At 27.6% G+C, this 20,290-nt stretch carries 21 protein-coding genes; 4 read left to right on the forward strand and 17 right to left on the reverse strand.

The window, feature by feature from the left end; translation table 11 throughout:
- Position 1: 1 nt before the first annotated feature.
- Complete coding sequence (locus tag TVTCOM_RS16815; protein ID WP_434797406.1) at positions 2-418, reverse strand: hypothetical protein; 417 nt, start codon at positions 416-418, stop codon at positions 2-4.
- Between the two features lie 148 nt (positions 419-566).
- Here TVTCOM_RS16815 and TVTCOM_RS16820 point away from each other — a divergent pair, with 148 nt between their 5' ends.
- Both TVTCOM_RS16820 and TVTCOM_RS16825 read left to right on the forward strand, forming a co-directional pair.
- Positions 567-1,013: an Lrp/AsnC family transcriptional regulator gene (locus TVTCOM_RS16820; RefSeq protein ID WP_434797407.1), complete on the forward strand. Its 447-nt coding sequence runs from the start codon at positions 567-569 to the stop codon at positions 1,011-1,013.
- Between the two features lie 203 nt (positions 1,014-1,216).
- Entirely contained in the window at positions 1,217-2,434 is a 1,218-nt protein-coding gene (locus tag TVTCOM_RS16825; protein ID WP_228110405.1) for an IS256 family transposase, read from the forward strand.
- A gap of 295 nt (positions 2,435-2,729) precedes the next feature.
- Here TVTCOM_RS16825 and TVTCOM_RS16830 read toward each other — a convergent pair whose 3' ends face one another.
- From TVTCOM_RS16830 to TVTCOM_RS16875, 10 genes are all read right to left on the reverse strand, one after another.
- Complete coding sequence (locus TVTCOM_RS16830; protein ID WP_434797408.1) at positions 2,730-3,497, reverse strand: SH3 domain-containing protein; 768 nt, start codon at positions 3,495-3,497, stop codon at positions 2,730-2,732.
- A gap of 344 nt (positions 3,498-3,841) precedes the next feature.
- Positions 3,842-4,282 carry a hypothetical protein gene (locus tag TVTCOM_RS16835; RefSeq protein WP_434797409.1) on the reverse strand — a complete coding sequence of 147 codons (441 nt, stop codon included), beginning with the start codon at positions 4,280-4,282 and terminating at the stop codon, positions 3,842-3,844.
- A gap of 221 nt (positions 4,283-4,503) precedes the next feature.
- Positions 4,504-5,751 carry an NAD(P)-dependent oxidoreductase gene (locus tag TVTCOM_RS16840; RefSeq protein WP_434797410.1) on the reverse strand — a complete coding sequence of 416 codons (1,248 nt, stop codon included), beginning with the start codon at positions 5,749-5,751 and terminating at the stop codon, positions 4,504-4,506.
- Between the two features lie 229 nt (positions 5,752-5,980).
- Positions 5,981-7,180 carry a methionine gamma-lyase gene (megL, locus tag TVTCOM_RS16845; protein ID WP_434797411.1) on the reverse strand — a complete coding sequence of 400 codons (1,200 nt, stop codon included), beginning with the start codon at positions 7,178-7,180 and terminating at the stop codon, positions 5,981-5,983.
- Between the two features lie 218 nt (positions 7,181-7,398).
- Complete coding sequence (locus TVTCOM_RS16850; RefSeq protein ID WP_434797412.1) at positions 7,399-7,593, reverse strand: hypothetical protein; 195 nt, start codon at positions 7,591-7,593, stop codon at positions 7,399-7,401.
- Positions 7,594-7,635: 42 nt separating this feature from the next.
- Positions 7,636-7,812 (reverse strand): hypothetical protein, encoded by a 177-nt coding sequence (locus TVTCOM_RS16855; RefSeq protein ID WP_228108086.1) that lies wholly within the window; start codon positions 7,810-7,812, stop codon positions 7,636-7,638.
- Positions 7,813-8,042: 230 nt separating this feature from the next.
- Positions 8,043-8,267, reverse strand: coding sequence for a hypothetical protein (locus TVTCOM_RS16860; protein ID WP_434797413.1), 225 nt, complete (start codon positions 8,265-8,267; stop codon positions 8,043-8,045).
- A gap of 153 nt (positions 8,268-8,420) precedes the next feature.
- Positions 8,421-8,633 carry a hypothetical protein gene (locus TVTCOM_RS16865; protein ID WP_434797414.1) on the reverse strand — a complete coding sequence of 71 codons (213 nt, stop codon included), beginning with the start codon at positions 8,631-8,633 and terminating at the stop codon, positions 8,421-8,423.
- 160 nt (positions 8,634-8,793) lie between these two features.
- The gene (locus tag TVTCOM_RS16870) at positions 8,794-10,071 is read right to left on the reverse strand and encodes a nucleotide sugar dehydrogenase (RefSeq protein ID WP_434797415.1); all 1,278 of its coding nucleotides are present in this window, start codon (positions 10,069-10,071) and stop codon (positions 8,794-8,796) included.
- Positions 10,072-10,083: 12 nt separating this feature from the next.
- A complete protein-coding gene (locus TVTCOM_RS16875; protein WP_434797416.1) occupies positions 10,084-10,617 on the reverse strand; it encodes a hypothetical protein in 534 nt (177 codons plus the stop codon).
- A 123-nt stretch (positions 10,618-10,740) separates the two neighbouring features.
- Between TVTCOM_RS16875 and TVTCOM_RS16880 the strand changes: the two genes are divergently transcribed.
- On the forward strand, positions 10,741-12,741 hold the full coding sequence (locus tag TVTCOM_RS16880) for a CgeB family protein (protein WP_434797417.1): 2,001 nt from the start codon (positions 10,741-10,743) through the stop codon (positions 12,739-12,741).
- Between the two features lie 54 nt (positions 12,742-12,795).
- Here the strand turns inward: TVTCOM_RS16880 and TVTCOM_RS16885 are convergent, their stop codons facing one another.
- From TVTCOM_RS16885 to TVTCOM_RS16895, 3 genes are all read right to left on the reverse strand, one after another.
- A complete protein-coding gene (locus TVTCOM_RS16885) occupies positions 12,796-13,476 on the reverse strand; it encodes a hypothetical protein (RefSeq protein ID WP_434797418.1) in 681 nt (226 codons plus the stop codon).
- A 23-nt stretch (positions 13,477-13,499) separates the two neighbouring features.
- Complete coding sequence (locus TVTCOM_RS16890) at positions 13,500-14,048, reverse strand: hypothetical protein (protein WP_434797419.1); 549 nt, start codon at positions 14,046-14,048, stop codon at positions 13,500-13,502.
- Positions 14,049-14,180: 132 nt separating this feature from the next.
- On the reverse strand, positions 14,181-16,769 hold the full coding sequence (locus TVTCOM_RS16895; protein WP_434797420.1) for a glycosyltransferase: 2,589 nt from the start codon (positions 16,767-16,769) through the stop codon (positions 14,181-14,183).
- 174 nt (positions 16,770-16,943) lie between these two features.
- Here TVTCOM_RS16895 and TVTCOM_RS16900 point away from each other — a divergent pair, with 174 nt between their 5' ends.
- On the forward strand, positions 16,944-17,663 hold the full coding sequence (locus TVTCOM_RS16900; RefSeq protein ID WP_434797421.1) for a hypothetical protein: 720 nt from the start codon (positions 16,944-16,946) through the stop codon (positions 17,661-17,663).
- 97 nt (positions 17,664-17,760) lie between these two features.
- On the opposite strand, the gene pseI is transcribed toward TVTCOM_RS16900, so the two are convergent.
- The 3 genes from pseI to TVTCOM_RS16915 are packed head-to-tail and all read right to left on the reverse strand — an operon-like array spanning position 17,761 to position 20,286.
- Positions 17,761-18,807 carry a pseudaminic acid synthase gene (gene pseI, locus TVTCOM_RS16905; protein ID WP_434797422.1) on the reverse strand — a complete coding sequence of 349 codons (1,047 nt, stop codon included), beginning with the start codon at positions 18,805-18,807 and terminating at the stop codon, positions 17,761-17,763.
- A gap of 16 nt (positions 18,808-18,823) precedes the next feature.
- Entirely contained in the window at positions 18,824-19,837 is a 1,014-nt protein-coding gene (gene pseG / locus TVTCOM_RS16910; RefSeq protein ID WP_434797423.1) for a UDP-2,4-diacetamido-2,4,6-trideoxy-beta-L-altropyranose hydrolase, read from the reverse strand.
- 8 nt (positions 19,838-19,845) lie between these two features.
- Positions 19,846-20,286, reverse strand: a complete 441-nt coding sequence (locus TVTCOM_RS16915) for a GNAT family N-acetyltransferase (RefSeq protein WP_434797424.1) — start codon at positions 20,284-20,286, stop codon at positions 19,846-19,848.
- Positions 20,287-20,290: the final 4 nt, after the last annotated feature.

Raw genomic sequence — 20,290 nt, forward strand, 5'->3', positions numbered from 1 at the left:
TCTATAATGTGCAACTAGGTTGTAAATCAAGTGTAGCTCCAAATTTTTGGCACGCTGTAATAAAGCATATTAATGCACAAAGTTCAGATATCTCCTTATCATTAAATATTGATTTTAGTATATTAAACTCTTTATCATCTATATTGTTATTTTTAGAGATCATATTTGCAAATTTAACAGCAGCTAAAATCTTTGAGTCAGTTATATTTTCTGATGGAATACCTTTTGCCATACAGTATTGGCATCCATTGTTGAATGCAAGAGTACGTCTTACTTGCTCTTTCAGTTCATCACTAAATGTATTTGAATTAAATAATACCTCATCTAAAGAATTCCACTTCTGAAGCACTTCATTATTATGACCTAATAGTTGTTGAAATGGTGTATTTCCTTCCTTTGAAAAATTTATTCTAGACATATTTCTCCTCCCTTATATTATGTTGATTATCTTTTATCTTATTAGTTAGTATTATATAAAAGATTCTATTCAATTTGTATCTCGTATGATATAAAATAATATAATATATATATCATATAAAATAAAAAAAGTGAGGTTCTAATTACATATGAAATTTGATGAAATAGATGTAATGATTTTATCTGAGTTGCAAAAAAATAGTAGATTATCTATAAGAGAATTATCTAAACGTATTAACCTATCGCCTCCATCTGTTACAGAAAGAGTAAAAAGACTTGAAGATAATGGAGTTATTGAAGGATATACAATAAAAATAAATAAGAAAAAATTAGGACTTAACGTTGATTGCATAATAAAAGTCACAATGAAGAATGGAGAATATGAAAGATTTAAAACATTTATCAAAGATTTTCCAAGAAGTGAGTGGTGTTACAGAATTGCTGGAGATGGATGTTTTTTAGTAAAATTATCAATTTGTGACTTACAAGAAGTAGAAGACTTTATAAACGAAATATCCTCTTACGCCCTAACTACAACCATTATTGCATTTTCATCTGTAGAAATAGATGATGATATCCGTAAGTTCTTATTTTAAATTCTACAAATACTATTGCTCTTAACATGAAATTACATTCAAGTTAAGGCATTAATATGAAAATAAAATATTTAAATACTGATTAAGGATATATAAATTTTAATAAAAAAAGTCGGGTCTTTAAAATAAAGTGTGTATTCTTCCATAAAGTGGTGATAATTTAGATATTAAAAATCATTACAAAAGGAAGGTGCACACTTTTTATGTTTAATAAAAGCGAAATATTAAAATCACTATTAAATGAATACGATGTAAAAACAACAAAAGACGTTCAAAATATGTTAAAAGATCTTTTTTCTAGCACAATTCAAGAGATGTTAGAAGCGGAGCTTGATGAACACTTAGGATATGAAAGATACGATAATAAGCATAAAGAAACTACAAACTCTAGAAATGGATATAGAAATAAAAAAGTTAGATCTGATTTTGGTGAGGTTACACTTAGTATACCAAGGGACAGGAATGGTGATTTTGAGCCTAAAATTATCCAAAACTATGAAAATGATATATCTGGAATAGAAGAGCAAGTAATTGGAATGTACTCAAAAGGTATGTCTACTAGAGATATAGCAAGCCATCTTAAAAGTATCTACGGTATAGATGTTTCTCATACTTTAGTATCTAAAATCACAGATAGAGTCCTTCCTTTAGCGCAAGAATGGCAAAATAGAGCTCTCGATATTATTTATCCAATTGTTTTTATGGATGCAATACATTATAAAGTAAGAAGTGAAGGCAGAATAATCAATAAAGCTGCGTACATTGCGATAGGTATAAATCTCGAAGGAGTAAAAGAAGTTTTAGGTATTTGGATTGGTGAAAATGAAACATCTAAATATTGGTTAAAAGTACTTACAGACATCAAAAACAGAGGTGTTAAAGATATTTTAATTGCATCTGTAGATGGTTTAAATGGTTTTTCAGACGCCATTAAAGCTGTTTTTCCTAATACTGAGGTTCAAAGATGTGTCGTTCATCAAATTAGGAACACCTTAAATTACGTATCATATAAGCATAGGAAGGAATTCGCTAAAGATCTAAAGCTTGTATATGCTGCCTCTACTGAAGAAAATGCATTAAGTGAGCTAACGCTCATGGAAGAAAAATGGGTAGATAATTATGCGATAGCATTTAGAAGTTGGAGAAATAACTGGAATGAACTTTCAGTATATTTTAAATATCCTCAAGAAATTAGAACATTAATATATACAACTAATTCTATGGAGAGTTACAATAGACTATTGAGAAAAGTAACAAAATCTAAATCAATATTTCCATCTGATGACTCTCTACATAAATCTTTATACTTGGCTACGATGGATATATCTGAAAAATGGACTCAAAAAATTAGGGGTTGGTCACAAATACTAGCTCATCTTAGTATTTATTTTGAAGATAGGATATCAGCAACATTACTTTAAATTTTTTGTAAGAATAATTACTTTATAGGTGTATTATTTTTGCAAAAATGGAAAATTTAATTACAAAAGGCCATGATTATGAAAATCATGGCCCCTGAATATAACTAAATTATTACTATTTAATTTGTATTTTTTTTGAAGAATACACAATTATGTTTCCAGACTCAAAAAGTCAGGTAGATTAATTTTATCTACCTGACTTATAAAGTAAAAAACTACTTACATACTCTTATTGAAAAACCTGTAAAATGTAAATTTTATTAGGTTTCAGCACATATGCCTTACTCTTTTTATATTACTTTAATATTTGTAATGTTATCGTTCTAGATCCCCAGTTTCTGCAATCAGACTGTGAGTTCATATATATATCTACTTTATTTCCTTTTATTCCACCACCACAATCTTCAGCAGTGAAAACTTTATCTAATTCTTTTATATAAACCTTAGTTCCATAAGGAATTACTTTTGGATCTACAGCTAATGTTCCATACTTAGCTTTTGTTCCTGTTGCTGTGTATCCTCCTCCTGTATATGCATAAGCTTTAACAGTAAGTTTCTTTGCAACATTCATTGATGAGCCTGACGAATTTGATAAACTTGATGAACTTGTTTTATTTATATAATTTTTGTGAGACCATCCAATCTCATTTCCATCAAATTGTACTTTGTACCAATTGCCTGAAGAAGATAATACTTTTACATTTTCTCCCTTGCTAAGTTTATCTATTGCTTTATATTTAGTTGATGCTCCACTTCTCACGTTTACAGTAGATTTTACTGTAGCATTTGTAGTTGTTAAGTATTTTTTGCTAGACCATCCAGTTTCGTTACCAGATAGTTGTACTTTGTACCATCCACTTTTTGAAGATAATACTTTTACTACTTTACCTCTTTTAAGTTTATCTATTGCTTTATATTTAGTTGATGCTCCATTTCTCACATTTACACTTCCCGTTGCCATTACATAAGTAGTCGCTGCATCAACATTTATAGGCTTAGCCATACCTAACATTATCGCTAATGACGATAAAAGTGCTGTGGCTTTTAAAGTTTTTTTAAACATATATCTTCCCCCTATATTAATTTTCAGGACTCTATTTCACATTAAAAATTCTTTCTGTCTCTGTTTTGTCTGTAACTTTATATATACATTATATTACATTTCTGTAACTTTTTAAAGGGTTATAAAGCAAAAAATTTACAAATCAGTAACATTATTGAATAAAAACTCTTATTTTCCACAGCTGAACATCAGTATTTTCAACACATTTAACAATCATTAGTTTTTTTAAAAAAAATCTCTTTTTTACCCTTTTGTAACCTTTTAATCAGTATATAATTTGCTTTTGTTGTATTTTTTTAACAATAAAAAATAGTCCCCTAAAGGACTAGTTTTTATTAATTATTTTACCAATAGTTACTGATTAACTTTTCAAAATCTTCATATCTGTTTTCATTAAGAAGTAAAGTTGCCAAGTTTCCTCTAATATTAAGATTATCAAAAGCATCCAAGTCTAAAATATGAAAATATTCCTTAATAGCGTCATCAATTAATTTAAAATAAACGTACATATCTGCCAGTTCTTTTTTCATCATTATATAAGGTCTGGCATTTTTATTTAACCATAACCCACCATCTGATTCAGTAAGTATATTTTGAGAAATCATTTTTTGTGCTTCTGAAACTGATTTATTCATAAAATTAAGTGCTTCTTCTTGATTTTGTGTAGACCTGGCTTTATCTCTATAGATTTCATAGGAATCTTTTGGTGGAAACACTTCAGCTAACCCGCCAAAAAACTGTGTAAAATTTTGTAGTATTTCATCTACATGCCTATCATCTGCCAAATTACTCACTCCTTTTTCTCATTATATTTATATATATTATTTATGTTACAAATAATTTCACTTTAACTTAATTTTGGTCTTTATTTTATAATTTAATTCACAAAAAACAAAAATAGACTCTATATATCACTGAAAAAATAGTGATATATAGAGTCTATTGAGTATATACTAAAAACTATGATACATAAGTTAAACTTACATATCATAGTCTATTCAAATATTTATATTATACCTTTGCAATACTCATCAATAGAATCGGCTACTTTTTTACCATGAGCCACAGCTTCTACTACTGTTTTTGCTCCTGTAACCACGTCACCGCATGCAAAAACACCTTCTTTTGTTGTATGCCCTATATCATCTATAATAATTAAACCATGTTTATTTGTTTCTATATTTTCTGTATTTGAAACAATATTGTTTTTTGGAATTTGACTAACTGCAATTATTACAGAATCAGCTTCCATTAGCTTTTGTGAATTTTCCACATTGATCATTTTAACTTTTCCATCTTCTTCAACAAACTTTGTATCAATAAATACAACACCTTCGTCTACTATTTCTACAGGAGCCTTGAATAATTCAAATTTAACGCCTTCTTCTTTTGCATCCTCTATTTCTGCATTTGTAGCTGTCATATGTTGAAAATCTTTTCTATAAGCAACAGTAACTTCTTTTGCACCATAGTACTTTGCAGTTCTAGCTGCATCCATTGCCACATTTCCAGCTCCTATAACTATAACTTTATCACCTAATCTAAATGACTTTGGTGATTTTAGATAGTTAATAGCGTAATGAACATTACCCAAACTTTCGCCCTTTATTCTAAGTGGTTTTGGGTTCCATACTCCAGTACCTATAAATATAGCCTTATATCCATCTTCTAACAATTTGTCTATAGTTAAAACCGGACCAACTAAAGCATTGTATCTAATTTTCACATTCAAATCTAATAGTCTTTTTTCTATATTATCTAATACATCTCTAGATAATCTAAAATCAGGTATTCCATATCTAAGTACTCCACCTATGGCTTCATTTTTCTCAAATATAGTAATTTTGTATCCTCTTTTAGCTAAATTAAATGCTAAGGTAATTCCTGCAGGTCCTGAACCTACTATTGCTATTCTATCTTCTAGTTTTTTATCTTGTGTAAATTTTGCATTTTTTAAATATTCACTAGATATATGAGTTTCTAGCTCATGAAATTGCACTGGTTTATCCTTTATTCCTTTAATACAATTTCCTAAACATTGGTCTTCATGAGGGCATATAACTCCACACACTGCTGATAAAGGATTATTCTCAAATAAAATTCGTCCAGCCTCTTCCATATTTCCAGCTTTGTAAAGTTCTATTATTTCTGGAATTGGCGTTTCCACAGGACAATTTGCCTTACATCTTGGCTTTTTACAAAGCAAACATCTACTAACTTCTTCTTGTAGTTTATTTATGTCTATTTTTCTCATTGCCATCCTCCTGATGAATTTTGTGTATGTAAAACGTCTACTTACTTATTTTACTTGTATTTTTCTTATTTTGCAAAAAATAAAGATAATAAATACCCTATTTTTCACATATATATTAAAATACCCATATTATTTTAACTAAAACGCTCATGTACAATAGTAAAAGCTACCCAAAAATTACATCTGGGTAGCTTTTATCTTTAATATATTAATCAAAATCTAAGAAACTTTATAACAGTTGATCTAGACCTTGTTTTAAATCATCTATAATGTCTTTTACATCTTCCAAACCAACAGAAATTCTAACTAAACCGTCACTTATTCCTGCTGCTTCTCTTTCTTCCTTAGAATATGGCGAATGTGTCATAGAGGCTGCATGCTCTACTAGAGTTTCTGCATCTCCCAAACTTACTGCCAATATACAAAGATGAAGACTATTCATTAATTTCTTACCAGCTTCTACTCCACCTTTTACTTCAAATGCCATTATTCCTCCGAACTGACTCATTTGCTTTTTAGCTAATTCATGACCTTCAAAACTTTCAAGTCCTGGGTAGTAAACTTTCTCTACTACAGGGTGTGATTCTAAGAATTTTGCAACTTCCATAGCATTGGAACAATGTCTATCCATTCTTATTTGAAGTGTTTTCATTCCTCTTATCATTAAAAAGGCATCATTAGGACTTAATACACTTCCTGTCATATCTTTTATACCAAACATTTTTACTTGAGTTATATAATCTTCTCTACCTACAACTACACCTGCTATAACATCACCATGTCCATTTATATATTTTGTTGCAGAGTGAACCACTATGTCCGCTCCAAGTTCAAGTGGTCTTTGTAAATAAGGTGAGCAGAAAGTATTATCCACCATGACCTGGCATCCCTCTACTTCATGAGCAATCTTACTTACTGCTTGTATATCTGTAATTAACATAGTTGGATTTGCTGGAGTTTCTAGATAAACTACCTTTGTATTTTTCTTCATTGCTTTTCTAATATTTTCCGGATCTGAAATATCAACAAAATCAACTTCCACACCATATCTAGTTAATCCATGATTAAGTAGTGCAAAAGTGCATCCATATAAAGTGTTTGATGCTACCACATGATCTCCTGCTTTCAAAAGTGTCCATAAAGCTGAAGATATGGCTCCCATTCCTGAAGACATGGCAGCGGCTGCCTGACCACCTTCTAACATGGCTATTTTATCTTCTAAGACCTTTGTTGTTGGATTTCCAAGTCGTGAATAAATATATCCACCTTCTTCTCCTGCAAATCTTCTACCACCTTGCTCGGCAGAATCAAAATAAAATGTTGATGTTTGATAGATTGGAGTTGCTAATGTTCCTGGTGTGTTTTCTGTAGTTCCTGCATGAATTGCCTTAGTTGCAAAGCCCATTTCTTTTAACGAATCATTGTTCATAATGAAGTACCCCCTAATTTTTTCAATAAAAGTTTTATGTTAAAATTAATTATTATGTACTTATCTTAATTATATTTCTTTATACATTTTCATACAACTGAATCTTAACAATTTTGCTATTTTATTCACAAAAAATTAGCGCCAACTTATAAAATATAAGTTAACGCTAATCCTTATTTATCTATTTATTTTTTCTATTAACTATAAATTTGATTAAATTAGCAATCGTCGTCTAAAAATCCACCACAGCTAACTGTTATTAATAATAAAATTAAAAATGGTATCCAAGCACAAATATCTATGTCTGACCAGCAATCTTGGAATGCTAAGAATAAGAAGAATAATACTATTATCCACCAGCCTCCAAACATTCCTTCATCGCATCCACAGCCACCAAATAGTCTATCTAACATTATTTTGTCCCCCTACTTATTATGATTTATTAGTTGATTAGTCTAGAAGCAGTCACCACAACTGCAAAGTATTAATAGTATGATTAAGAATGGTATCCAATCCATTATATTTATATCACACCAAGAATCTCCAAAAGCTAAGAATAAGAAGAATAGTACTATTATCCACCAAGCTCCTGCTCCAAAGAATCCATCATCTCCAAATAATCTGTCTAACATTGTTGTATACCTCCTGTTGATATATATTTTTTTATTATATTTCTCGAGCTCTCGCTCTTAACATATAATATGCAAATTTAATTATTTGTGATAATCTTTTTTATCTTAGAATTAAATAAAAATTTTCATATTTTTGTTAACACTTTTAATTTATGATGAACTACTGCTAAAGATTATATTATATCTATGCAGTAGCCCACCTTAAACTAGGTATTACTTTTACTCTTTAATTAGCAATTGCAATTATAGTCCATATTATTTTCAATACAGCCACAATCATTATCACCAACGCCACAAGAGCAAACAATTAGTAGTAAAATTAAGAATGGGATCCAGTCTGTTATACAGATCTCAGCCCAACATTCTTGAAAAGCTAAAAATAGAAAAAATAGGACTATTATCCACCAGCCTGTTCCTCCCAAACTCTCAAACATTCTAGTCAAACTACTATTCATTGTAATTACCTCCCTTTACCATAAAAGAGATTACCTAGCTTATGTAAGTACACTAGATGATAATTGGCAAAACTCTTCTATTATATAATATGATTGAAAAATAAAAGCTATGAATCGGAGATATAAATCTCCTCTTCATAGCTTTTTGTTTAATTAGCAGCAGCAGTCATCTTCTTGTAGGAAGAATATTAACATTACGATTAATATTATCCATATTATTGCTGAGTCTTCACAGCATATGAAATCTAGTAAATCGTCTCCAACCATAAATATTAAGAATATAACTATTAATGGTAATAGCCATCCTCCAAAACATCCACAATCAAAACCGCCAAATAATCTAGAGAGATTTGTATTTTCAGACATAATATCTTCTCCTTTTTGATATTTAATAAGCTCCTTGCTTATTTACTTTAAAATATGATTTTATTGGCTATTTTGTTACAATCTTTCGTCAAAATATTAATTTTATAAAATTAATGTATTTCAATATTAATAATTATATAAACAAAAAAAGACTACTTCCTTAAGAAGTAGTCTTTTCATTATATTTACACCCTAAAAGCCTATACACAAAGCCTTTTCTTTCTATTTCTTCTTTATTTAAATAATTTCTAGTATCTAGCATTAGATTTCCTCTCATTTCTTTTTTTATTTCATCTAAAGGAAGAATTTTAAAACAATCATGATTTACTCCAAGAATTAGTAAATCACTCTCCTTGCAGGCAGAAATAATATTGTTTTCGTTTAAGTAAAAATCTTTAACAAAAGGATCAAATACTTTTACTGTGTAATTACTTTCAAGTAATAAATCTATTAATTTTATTATAGGGCTTTCTCTTATATCATCAATATTAGCCTTGTACGTTATTCCTAAAATAGTCACATTTTTATCTTTTTTGTCATTTAGAAGTTTATCAACTGATTCATACACATAAGTAGGCATAAAATCGTTTAATTGTCTTGACGATTTTATTATTTTAGAAACATGGGGTTCCTTTTCCACAATGAACCAAGGATCTACAGCTAAACAGTGTCCTCCCACACCAGGACCTGGCATGTGTAAATTTACTCTAGGATGTTTATTACTGTATTCTATTACTTCCCATGCATTTATACCTAACTTATCACAAATCAACATTAATTCATTTGCTAAAGCTATATTCACATCTCTATAGGTATTTTCCATTAACTTGCAGATCTCAGCAGTTTTACAATCAGTTAAATATATATTTCCATTCACAATGGTTTTATATATTTTTTCTATCTCTTTTGCAGACTTTTCATTTACTCCACCTATGACTCTGTCGTTATTTTTCAATTCATAAACTATATTTCCTGGTATTACACGTTCTGGTGAATACCCAAGGAATATTTCACTACCTACTTTAAATCCACTTTCTTCTATTATAGGTTTTATAACTTCTTCTGTAGTACCCACAGGAGATGTGGATTCTAAAACAACTACATTACCTACTTTCAAATATTTTAGAATTGATTTAGTTGCAGAAATAACATACTTCATATCTGCACTTTTATCTTCTTCTATTGGTGTGGGTACTGCTATTATAAATACATCTGCCTCTCTAGGAATAGCGCTTCCTACTAATTTACCTTCTTTCACTGCATAGTTTGTTAGTTGCTCTAAATTATATTCTTCTATCATTATTTTTCCATCATTTAGTTTTTCGATTACTTCTTTGTTTGTGTCTACTCCTACAACCTTATGGCCATATAAAGAAAACATGGTGGCTGTTGGAAGTCCTATATATCCCAAGCCTATAACGCATATATTTTTAATCATATTTACTTTCCTTTATGCTGATAATACAAAAGAAAACTCTCCTGTTAACTCCAGTACTTTTTCATTTCCTATTGTATGTTCAATTACATCGTAGTTATCAAGAACTACTGAAATATCCTCTCTTGTTGGTATTGGCTGTGGATCTTGTGGATTTACATAGCCAAGTACTATATAGTCCTTTAGCACACCTTCATCTACTACTTTAATTTGTACAAAACCATCTGCTGAAGACCATCCATCACCATTTACTGTACTTTGACTTCCTAACATAAAATTATAACTACTTACTAATGCATTTAAAGCCATTCTAAAAGCTAAGCTTCCTGACATTCTTATTTCTTCAAGATACACTTTTACATCAGGAATAGATTCTCCTGTACATGGATTTTTTATATCACTTGTAATAAAAGTTTCTTCTGCTACATATATATTTAAATCATCAGTTGATACTGCTACAGAAAGTTGATTTTCATCATTATAGTAAAATCCTTCTGGAACATTTATAGTTATACTAAATGGTAATGTTATATTGTCTATACAATTCATTATTAATCCTCCTTCTTATATAGATTAGAGAATATATTAATCTCTATTAGTATAATATGAGTATTTTTGTATTTAGTTACTGTGTTTTGTCACTTTTTGGTGTTATTATGAAAGAGGTGTATTATGAAATTTAAATCTGCAAATAAACTTATTTATTCTTATAAATATGACAAAAAAAATCTTATTACTCACCATGTCATAAATAATGTTAAATTATTTAATCAGTACCAAATTATATTTGGTGGAAACAAAAACGAGAACCTTTCATTAATTAATATAAAGCTTTATTGCAATAATAATGAAATAGAAAATATATTATTATATTTAAACCAATCTTATAAGTTTGATAATAAAGATGTAACAAAGATTGAAATAGATGTTGATTTAAAAGAAGATATGAACTTTAATTTAAATATATTAGAACTACCTATTGTATTTGAGGAAAATACCTACGAAAATTCTTCTATTGTAAATGATTTTATAAATGATATTGAAAATATGCCAATAATAAAAGATTCATCTTCTCCAACATTTAATATAAAAATGGCGTGTATTTTAGATGAGTTTACTTATGAATGTTTTTCTCCAGAATGCAACTTACTTCAACTTAAGTCTATGACATGGAAAAATCAAATAGAAGAGTTTCAACCAGATTTTTTATTTGTAGAGTCTGCTTGGTATGGAGTTTGTAAAACTTGGATTGGAAAAATTGCCTGTGAAGAAAAGTTAGATGATACTCTTTTAGAATTAGTCACTTATTGTAACACTAAAAAAATTCCTACAGTTTTTTTTAACAAAGAAGGTCTTGTAAATCTTTTTTATTTTGAAAAATCCAGTGCTATTTTTGATTATGTTTTTGTATCAGATGAAAATATAATTCCTTCTCAAATAGAGCTATGTAATCACCCTAATGTATATCCTCTTTCCTTTGCAGCACAACCTAAAATTCACAATTCTATTAACAAAAATAAATATAAACTAGGTGATGTTGCTTTTGCTGGAGGTTGGTATAGTAATAAGCACGACAATAGATTAAAGGATTTTGAATATATTCTAAAACCTGCTTTAGACTATAATATTCATATTTATGACAGGAATTTTCACCAAAGGTCCATGTTTGAGTTTTTAGATAAATATTGGCCAAAGGAGTATTTAGACAATATTGTTGGAAGATTGGACTATAAATATATGGTTGAAGCTTACAAGAACTATACTGTTTTTTTAAATGTTAATTCCATTCATGATAGTTCTTATATGGTTTCTAGAAGGGTTTATGAAATCCTAGCTTGCAAAACTTTACTACTATCCTCATATTCAAAAGGTATAGTTCATAATTTTAAAGATTATGTTTTTATATCAAATAGCCCAGATGAAACAAAATATTTATTGCAAGATATATTAGAAAATAGTTCTGTTTATGAAAAAAAAGCAAAAGAAAGTCAAAGATATATTTTGGAGAATCATACTTATGCAAATAGATTAATGGAAGTATTTAATATTACAAATTTAAATTATAATAAAACATATTCTATTAATGTAGCTGTAATTTGCGTTGTAGAAGATTCTTCTCACATAAAAAACATTTATAAAAATCTAATAAATCAATATTATACTCCTTCATATACTTACTTATTTATTAATAAAAAAATTAATTGGGAAGATTGCAAGGATTTCTTAAATATTAAAAATCTTTATTATAATTTTTATACAAATGAAAAAGATATTAATCATTTATTTGAATACATTTATAATTTAAAACATAATATTACAAATTATGCTTTGTTATACTCTAGTAACTACTATGGTCCTAATTATATTCGTGATTATGTAAATATACTTTCTTACTCTAATCTTCATATAATAGGTAAAAGCCAAATATATGAAGTTAATAACAATGAATTAGAGTTAAAAATCTGCGATAATAAAGACTCTTATGTAAGAAAAATTTACAAAGATACTCTTTTCTTTACAAAAACTTTTCTTTCATTTTTGTCTTATAATGATGATTTATCTAGTAGCTGTATATCTAGAAACAACTTTATTTTTTATTCTGATGATGAATATAACTTCTTAAGAAATGTAAATCTTAATTTACAAGATTATATCAAATTTATAACTATATAACAAAAGAGCTATGGCTCTTTTTAGCCATAGCTCCTAAAATATTTATTATAATTATTATGGTTTTTCTACTATTTTAACTGTTCCCTCAACTTTATATAAATAATAATCTACGCCATCTAAGTCTGGTAATCTAGTTAAAGTTGTATCAAACTCTGCTTCAAAATCGTCCTCATTAACAATTACTTCCTCGTCAAATGGTACTATTTTATATAAACAAAATCCAGTTCTTGCTTCTACTTCTCCATCGTATACCTTAATTTTTGTTATATTATCATATATTAAAACTGAATAATGAAGTTCTGCTACTAATACTATTTCTTTTAGTAAAGTTTCACCTGTTATTGTTCCTGGTCCTCCACATGGGTCATTTACTTCTACTTGGTAAGTAAAAGTTTCTTCCATTACTTTAAATTGGTCCCAGTGTGCTAAATTTATATATATTGATAATCCATCTGGATCTGTAACAAGGTCTTTTCTTACTTTTAGGATAGTCTGTGGTAAATAATTTACATGATCACATGGGAATGGTAATGATTGTGCCATAATTTCAGCATCCTCCTTTAAAATATATTTAGGTCCTTTAAAATCTTTTATTTCAAAATCTTGTTCAAAAGAGTTTTCTCCTTGGGAGATTACCTCTTTGTTTTCTAGATTATTTTCCTCTTGTTTATTCTCATAATTAATTTCATCTCGGCTCTTATTTTTCCCAAAATATTTCTTTAAAAAGTCAAACATCAAGTTAGTTCGTTCTTATTGGACTAAATTAGTCCATATCCTAATTCAAACTGTCCTTCTAAGGTAACAATTCTATTATTTGAACGTTCTTCAATATATGTTGAGCCTAGTACAAGTGATTTTAAAGTTACTGTTAATAAACTTGGATCTATTTCTTCTTCTGGTAAAACAAATGCAACGGTCATATAATTATTTGCTCCATCCATTACATCTACAAATCCATCAGCACTTGACCATATATTATCCTCCACGTTTACTTTATCTTTTAAATCATCTGGTATTATTAATGGATCTGACTGGATTCCATTTGCTGCTACTCTATAAACAATTGAACCAGAAACTTTTACTTGCCCTAATTTAAGAACTACATTATCAATAGTTCCTCCGCATGGACCTATTACCGGTTCACCAGCTGGAACAGGGTAATCTACTATATCTTTATATACTATAAGTGAATCTGTTGATACTGCTATGGAAAACTGTGATGCTTCAACTAATCCAAAAGAAGCTGGTACTACATAAGTTGCTGAAAAATCCAACGTCAAATTATCAGTACATTTTATTTGTGCCATTTTCTTTCCTCCAATACTCTTATAATGAGACAAATCTTTTCATAAGATTCCTATCTCTCGTATATACTATGAAAGTATGTTAGTATTTGACACTTTTTTTGTCAAATAACTTATTATTTATTATTATTTTGTCTAAAAATAAATTTTTTCTATTTCATCATACTTTTCAGCCTTAGCACATTCTACAAAATCCTTTATATACTTATCTTGAATATTCATATAATTATATGCATTTAAAATTTCTAACATTATTCTTGTAATTTCTATCACCATACTTTTATCTGCATTTTTCAATTTTGACATATACCAATTTTTATAAAAGTATTCCAATTTTCCATATATATACTCTTTTTTTACTCCATAACTATCTAATCTAATAGCCATTTCTTTCTCCAACAAAAGAGACTTTTCAAAAAAACTTATACTTTTATTATTTGTTATTGATGTTGTAACAGCAGCATAATAAATGTGAATTATATCTTCTATAATTTTTATTCTCTTTGCATTTAACATTAGCTCTATAAAAAATAATGTATCTTGACCTATTGCACCATTTACCATTTTTAAATTATTTTCTAAAATGAAATTTTTTCTAATCATAATTGCCTGAATACTATTAACAGGGAATTTATTATTAATTTCATATTGTCTTGGATTTTCTATTATTTTAGTTCTTCTATTTTTCATTACATTTTCTTTATTTCCCACTTTCAACATATTTCCTAATACCAAATCATAGTCTGAGTTTACAATTTTTTTATATAATTTTGCATATCCATCATTTACTGCCTCATTATCTGGATCTAGAAATGTAATATAATCTGTAGTAGAAATCTCTATGCCTTTATTTCTAGGTCTTGAAGCACTTCCACTTGATATATCATTAAACTTGTACAGTTTTATGTTTTCATTTTCTCTATTTAAACGCTCCAATATTACTAATGTATCTTTGTCACTGGATCCATCATCTATTAAAACTATTTCCATATCCTTAAACATGGTACTTCTTTTTAAACTATTAAAACATTTGTTTAATAAACATCTTCCATTGTTATATATGGGAACTATTACAGAGAATTTATATTTATTTTCTTGCAAAAACTCAACATCTTCTTTATTATCACTTGTATTGGCATCCCTACTTTTAAATTTATTTCTAAAGTTGTTATATATTTTTTTAATAACTGAATCACTTTCATTATTACTTATACTATCTTTCATATTTAATTCAAAATGGTCTATTGAATAGCCATTGTTTAAATATATGGAATTATTTAATGAAAGCAAAAAATCTAAATTAAATACTTTTATATCAAATACTGTCTTGTATTTATCCTTCATTTGATTTACATAATTGTGTTCTATACCTACTACAATTTGATTATTACGATAATAACTATCCTTAGTTATATAATCACTATCCGTATATTTAAATCCATTTATCATATCTTGTAGATAATACTCTTCATAAAAATAATCTTCTTTAAAAAAAGCTATAAAATCATATTCATTGTATATTTTTTTTGCTTTATCTTCTTCAACTAAATACTTATATTCATAAATTTGTCTGTCAAACATGACCTTTATAATTGGAGTAATCTTTTTAGCTACTACTAACACTTTTTTGTTTAAATTCATATAAAAATGTGGATATACTTTCTTAATCATATTTTCAATTCTATTAAATACACACTTATCACTCATTACATTTCTTATTCCATAGATTTGATGTTTATAAATTTCTTCTTCATTAAAACTATCCAAAATATATTTTACTTCATTGCTGTCATGTACTATAAATATGTTTGGATTGTTATTATTTACAGCTATACTATAATTTGATATTATTGCATTTCCCAAGGCTTGAGCCTCATAACATCTCATAGCACACATTGTTGGACTGTACTTTATACTATTTACATTTACTATCCAGTCATAAAGTTTGTGTATTTTTTGCAAATCTTTGTGATTAATAGCAGGACTAGTATATGGAATATATTCTTTTGGATAAAAATAAGCATTTTCATTAAAATTTCTATCTATTATATTTAATTCTCTATTAGAAGATAAAACACCATCAAATATTTTTTTCATATCATTACATCTATGAGGATATTTTGTCATCCAACTTCCTGCAAAAAGCACTTCTTTTAATTTTTTATTATTTTTTATACCAATTGGATTATGAAATAACGGATTCACTCCAAACATTGATAAATAAACATTCTCATTATTACAGTCATTTTTGTAATCTTCTATTTTATCTTTATCTGTAGTAAAAATATAATCAAATTCTTTAGCTATATTAATAAAAATATTATAATTACTGGGATCTTCTATACTTTGAAATAAGGTGGGAATATTCTTAGACTTACATAACCTAGTAATTTTTGATATGATGCTCTCCTGTTTTCTTCTACCTCTCCAATCATTATCTTCCATACCCCTCCAACAAGTTACAAACAAAAACATATCTATTTTATTATTTTCTATAATTTCTTTGTATTTGAGAGAACTTATATATATAAGACTCACTGAATCTTTGTAATAGTTATACATAAATTCATCTGTTACAATCCCAATATTTTTATCTATTTTTTTAAAATATCTACTTCCATTGCTATCAGGCATATTTGAGATTAATTTTAGCAATTTATTATTTAAGGACTTATTATAGTTATTATTTTTATAATTTATTAATTCTAACCTATTATTTTCCACTATAAGTCTCCTTTCTTTTAATAATCCTATCATTTGATATTAAATAATATGTTCCTAAGAATTAAGATGTTACATAAATCTACTTATATCAAGTAATTCACATAAAAAGTCCCAAATCATAATATATAAGGTAGATATATATTTAGTTATTTTTAATAAAGCAGGTGTAAATTGATGAGTAAAAAAATTATAATTAATATACCTTTTAATTCCTTTGACTTTGATGATTTTTTTAAGAAAAAAGATATGATACCACCCAGGTTAACAAAAGAATGGATAGATTATAGAATGGATGTTTTTATGAATTACACTTATAAAAGTTTAATTTCTCAAACTAATCAAGATTTTACAGCTTTAATTTCTTACGATCCCTTAAGCAGTGATTTAGTTATGCATGCTTTATCCAAATATGATAAATTACCAGAAAATATTGTATTTCTTCCTAAAAATAATGATTTACTATATAAGCTTATAAAAGGATATGATTATTTATATTTAGTTAGATTAGATAGTGATGATATGTATCTTCCATCATTTATAGATCAGCTTCATAAGTTAAATATTGATAATTCCATAGAATGTATATTAAATCAAGATGGCTATGTGTATGATATTCATAAAGACGAACTAGGTTTATGGAAGTATCCATCTCCACCTTTTTATGCTTTAGTTTACAATGTATCAGATTTTTTAAGTGGGTTTAGATATGTTATGCCTAGAGGTCATAGCTCAGCTATAAATCTAAAGTGCAAGATTTTACATGAGAAAAATTATATGGTTATAGTTCATAATAAAAATACCTCTACCCAGTTTCATACTAAATTTAATGTGGGAATAATAAAATCTAAAGCTGAAAAAAATAAAATATTAAAGGAATTTAAAATTATAAACTAAAGAACAAGTAAATATGAAAACACTCTAAATAGCCTCTACACAGAAATATAAAATTACACTTCTGTATAGGGGCTCTTTAGTAAAATTAATTTTTTATTTACTCTATTATTTCAAAAGTTAATGGAGTACCTCTTTTCGTATCTTCTTTTATTCTTTTACCTAAAATAGATTTGTAATATTTAGGATGCATTCCAAATCCTGGCCTAATAGATTTTACATTATCTTTCGTTATTATATCTCCTTCTTTCATATCTTTTACTATAAATAATGATCTGGAGAATTCTCTATTTTTCTTTTTTTTCTCTGTTAGCTCATAATCTACTATTCCCAGTGCTTTTTCCACTTTTCTAATAGAATCAACCATTTGTTTAAACTCTTCTGGTTCCATGGAAAAGCTGGCGTCTGGACCTCCCATATTTCTATCTAATATAAAATGTTTCTCTATTACTTTTCCTCCCAAAGCTACTGCTGTTATGGGAACTTCCATTTCCATGCTATGATCAGACAGTCCTGATATAACATTAAATCTCTCTTTTAAATCTAATATTGTTAATAAATTAGAATCTTCCAATTTTGCTGGATATGATGAAGTACATTTTAATAAAATTATTTCATCATTACCTACTTCTTTGCATGTATTAACTGCCAATTCTATATCTTCCAAGGTGGCTATTCCTGTAGATATTATCATTGGTTTTTTCTTTGATGCTATATATTCTATAAGAGGTATATCTGTTATTTCAAAGGAGGCAACTTTATACACTTCCACATTTAATTCTTCTAAAAAATCCGTAGCACTTTTATCAAAAGGTGTAGAAAAAAATATTAACCCTAAACTTTGTGCATACTCTTTTAATTCTTTATGCCACTGCCAAGGTGTATATGCCTTTTCATATAATTTATATAAAGTTGTTCCATCCCATACTGTGCCTTGTTTTATCTTAAAATATTCATTATCACAATCTATAGTCATTGTATCTGGAGTATAAGTTTGTAGTTTTATTGCATCTGCTCCACTTTCTTTAGCTGCTTTTATAGTTTGTTTTGCAATATCTATATTTTGATTATGATTTGCTGATAATTCAGCTATTATAAAACATGGTGAATTTTCACTTATTATTCTTGTTCCAATTTTAATATCCATATTTTCCTCCATATATTTATAATCTATAATGTAAAATTTCATCTACTATGTTAATTACACCTTTTTTACCCACATTCTGAATACATCTTTTACTCATCTCTTCTCTTTTTGATTTGTTATTAATTAAATACAATAAGTTATCGTATATCTGTTGCTCTTCCACTTCATTAAAATTACCTAGACTAATCATCATTTCAAGCTCTTTTGTTTTTCTTCCTATATTTTCTTGATTATCTGCCTGACATATTAATATGGTCGGTATACCAAGTACACCCAACTCATAAGTAGTCGTGCCTGCTGCTGAAATTGCTACATCATTTTTTTTCATAACATCTTTTACACTCTTTGGATTGTTTATTAGATTTATATTTGGATTGATTAGAGCTAAATTTTTTATAACGTGAATATTTTTAAACTGTGGCCCTACTATAACATTTATTTGTGTATCTACTTTTGATATGCTTTTTAATACTGTTGGAGTGTAGTTGTTTATATCACAACCACCCATTGTTACTAGAACATTTTCAACCCTATCTTTAATTATAATTGGTGATTCTTTTGTAAATTCTTCTCTTAATATGGCATAGTCACAGCCTAACAACAATTTTGTATTTGGATTTATTAATTTGTATTTTAAATCTTTTGCATATATGTTTGCATTTAAAATAATATGGCTAGGGTAATGGTATAAATTATTATCATCTATGGATACTAATAAATTTGTATTATAATAAATTTCTTCTAAGTATTCATTACTTATCCAGTATGAATCTATTAACAAGCAATCTAGTTTTAGACTTTTTATAAAATCACATACTATTTTAGATTCATCTTTTAGATTTTTACTTTTTATTATTTCATATTTCACCTTATTATTATTTAATATTTCAATTAGTTTTTCATCATATTTTACTAAAAATATAACTTCTATATTTCTTCTTGTAAATTCTTTAGCTATAACTAAACATCTCATAATATGTCCCATTCCTGTATGACTATTTCCATCAGCTCTTATTCCTATTCTTTTCATAACTAACCTCAATTAAAATTTGATTTATATATATATTCTATAAAATCACCATATTCAAATTTTTCATATCCGGCTTTTTCAAAGGCCTTCATAGATGCTATATTTTCTTTTTTCACATATCCTATTAAATTCACCTTGGTAATTTCTAGTTTAATCAGTTGTAATATCTCTGTACCTATACCTTGACCTCTATAATTTTTATCTATACTGTAATCAATAAATCCTTTATTATCACTTATGTCTACCCTTATTTGACCAACTTCAACATTATCTTTTAATACTATAAATATACGAGCAGTTTCATCATTCATTTTATTTTCATACCATTCAATATGACTTTCCAAATCTATATCATTTGTAGAAAATGCATTTTTTCTAACCTGACTGTCATTTGCCCACTTAAATAACAAAGTGCAATCTTCATAATTTGCAGATCTTAGACTTATCATCTTC

Source organism: Terrisporobacter vanillatitrophus, assembly GCF_051148895.1.
Classification (GTDB): Bacteria; Bacillota; Clostridia; order Peptostreptococcales; family Peptostreptococcaceae; genus Terrisporobacter; species Terrisporobacter vanillatitrophus.

Excerpts from the sequence above, each read along its gene's own strand:
- TVTCOM_RS16815 (WP_434797406.1), bottom strand. The coding sequence starts at position 418 with ATGTCTAGAATAAATTTTTCAAAGGAAGGAAATACACCATTTCAACAA.
- TVTCOM_RS16820 (WP_434797407.1), top strand. The coding sequence starts at position 567 with ATGAAATTTGATGAAATAGATGTAATGATTTTATCTGAGTTGCAAAAA.
- TVTCOM_RS16825 (WP_228110405.1), top strand. The coding sequence starts at position 1,217 with ATGTTTAATAAAAGCGAAATATTAAAATCACTATTAAATGAATACGAT.
- TVTCOM_RS16830 (WP_434797408.1), bottom strand. The coding sequence starts at position 3,497 with ATGTTTAAAAAAACTTTAAAAGCCACAGCACTTTTATCGTCATTAGCG.
- TVTCOM_RS16840 (WP_434797410.1), bottom strand. The coding sequence starts at position 5,751 with ATGAGAAAAATAGACATAAATAAACTACAAGAAGAAGTTAGTAGATGT.
- megL (WP_434797411.1), bottom strand. The coding sequence starts at position 7,180 with ATGAACAATGATTCGTTAAAAGAAATGGGCTTTGCAACTAAGGCAATT.
- TVTCOM_RS16850 (WP_434797412.1), bottom strand. The coding sequence starts at position 7,593 with ATGTTAGATAGACTATTTGGTGGCTGTGGATGCGATGAAGGAATGTTT.
- TVTCOM_RS16855 (WP_228108086.1), bottom strand. The coding sequence starts at position 7,812 with ATGTTAGACAGATTATTTGGAGATGATGGATTCTTTGGAGCAGGAGCT.
- TVTCOM_RS16860 (WP_434797413.1), bottom strand. The coding sequence starts at position 8,267 with ATGAATAGTAGTTTGACTAGAATGTTTGAGAGTTTGGGAGGAACAGGC.
- TVTCOM_RS16865 (WP_434797414.1), bottom strand. The coding sequence starts at position 8,633 with ATGTCTGAAAATACAAATCTCTCTAGATTATTTGGCGGTTTTGATTGT.
- TVTCOM_RS16870 (WP_434797415.1), bottom strand. The coding sequence starts at position 10,071 with ATGATTAAAAATATATGCGTTATAGGCTTGGGATATATAGGACTTCCA.
- TVTCOM_RS16875 (WP_434797416.1), bottom strand. The coding sequence starts at position 10,617 with ATGAATTGTATAGACAATATAACATTACCATTTAGTATAACTATAAAT.
- TVTCOM_RS16880 (WP_434797417.1), top strand. The coding sequence starts at position 10,741 with ATGAAATTTAAATCTGCAAATAAACTTATTTATTCTTATAAATATGAC.
- TVTCOM_RS16885 (WP_434797418.1), bottom strand. The coding sequence starts at position 13,476 with ATGTTTGACTTTTTAAAGAAATATTTTGGGAAAAATAAGAGCCGAGAT.
- TVTCOM_RS16890 (WP_434797419.1), bottom strand. The coding sequence starts at position 14,048 with ATGGCACAAATAAAATGTACTGATAATTTGACGTTGGATTTTTCAGCA.
- TVTCOM_RS16900 (WP_434797421.1), top strand. The coding sequence starts at position 16,944 with ATGAGTAAAAAAATTATAATTAATATACCTTTTAATTCCTTTGACTTT.
- pseI (WP_434797422.1), bottom strand. The coding sequence starts at position 18,807 with ATGGATATTAAAATTGGAACAAGAATAATAAGTGAAAATTCACCATGT.
- pseG (WP_434797423.1), bottom strand. The coding sequence starts at position 19,837 with ATGAAAAGAATAGGAATAAGAGCTGATGGAAATAGTCATACAGGAATG.
- TVTCOM_RS16915 (WP_434797424.1), bottom strand. The coding sequence starts at position 20,286 with ATGATAAGTCTAAGATCTGCAAATTATGAAGATTGCACTTTGTTATTT.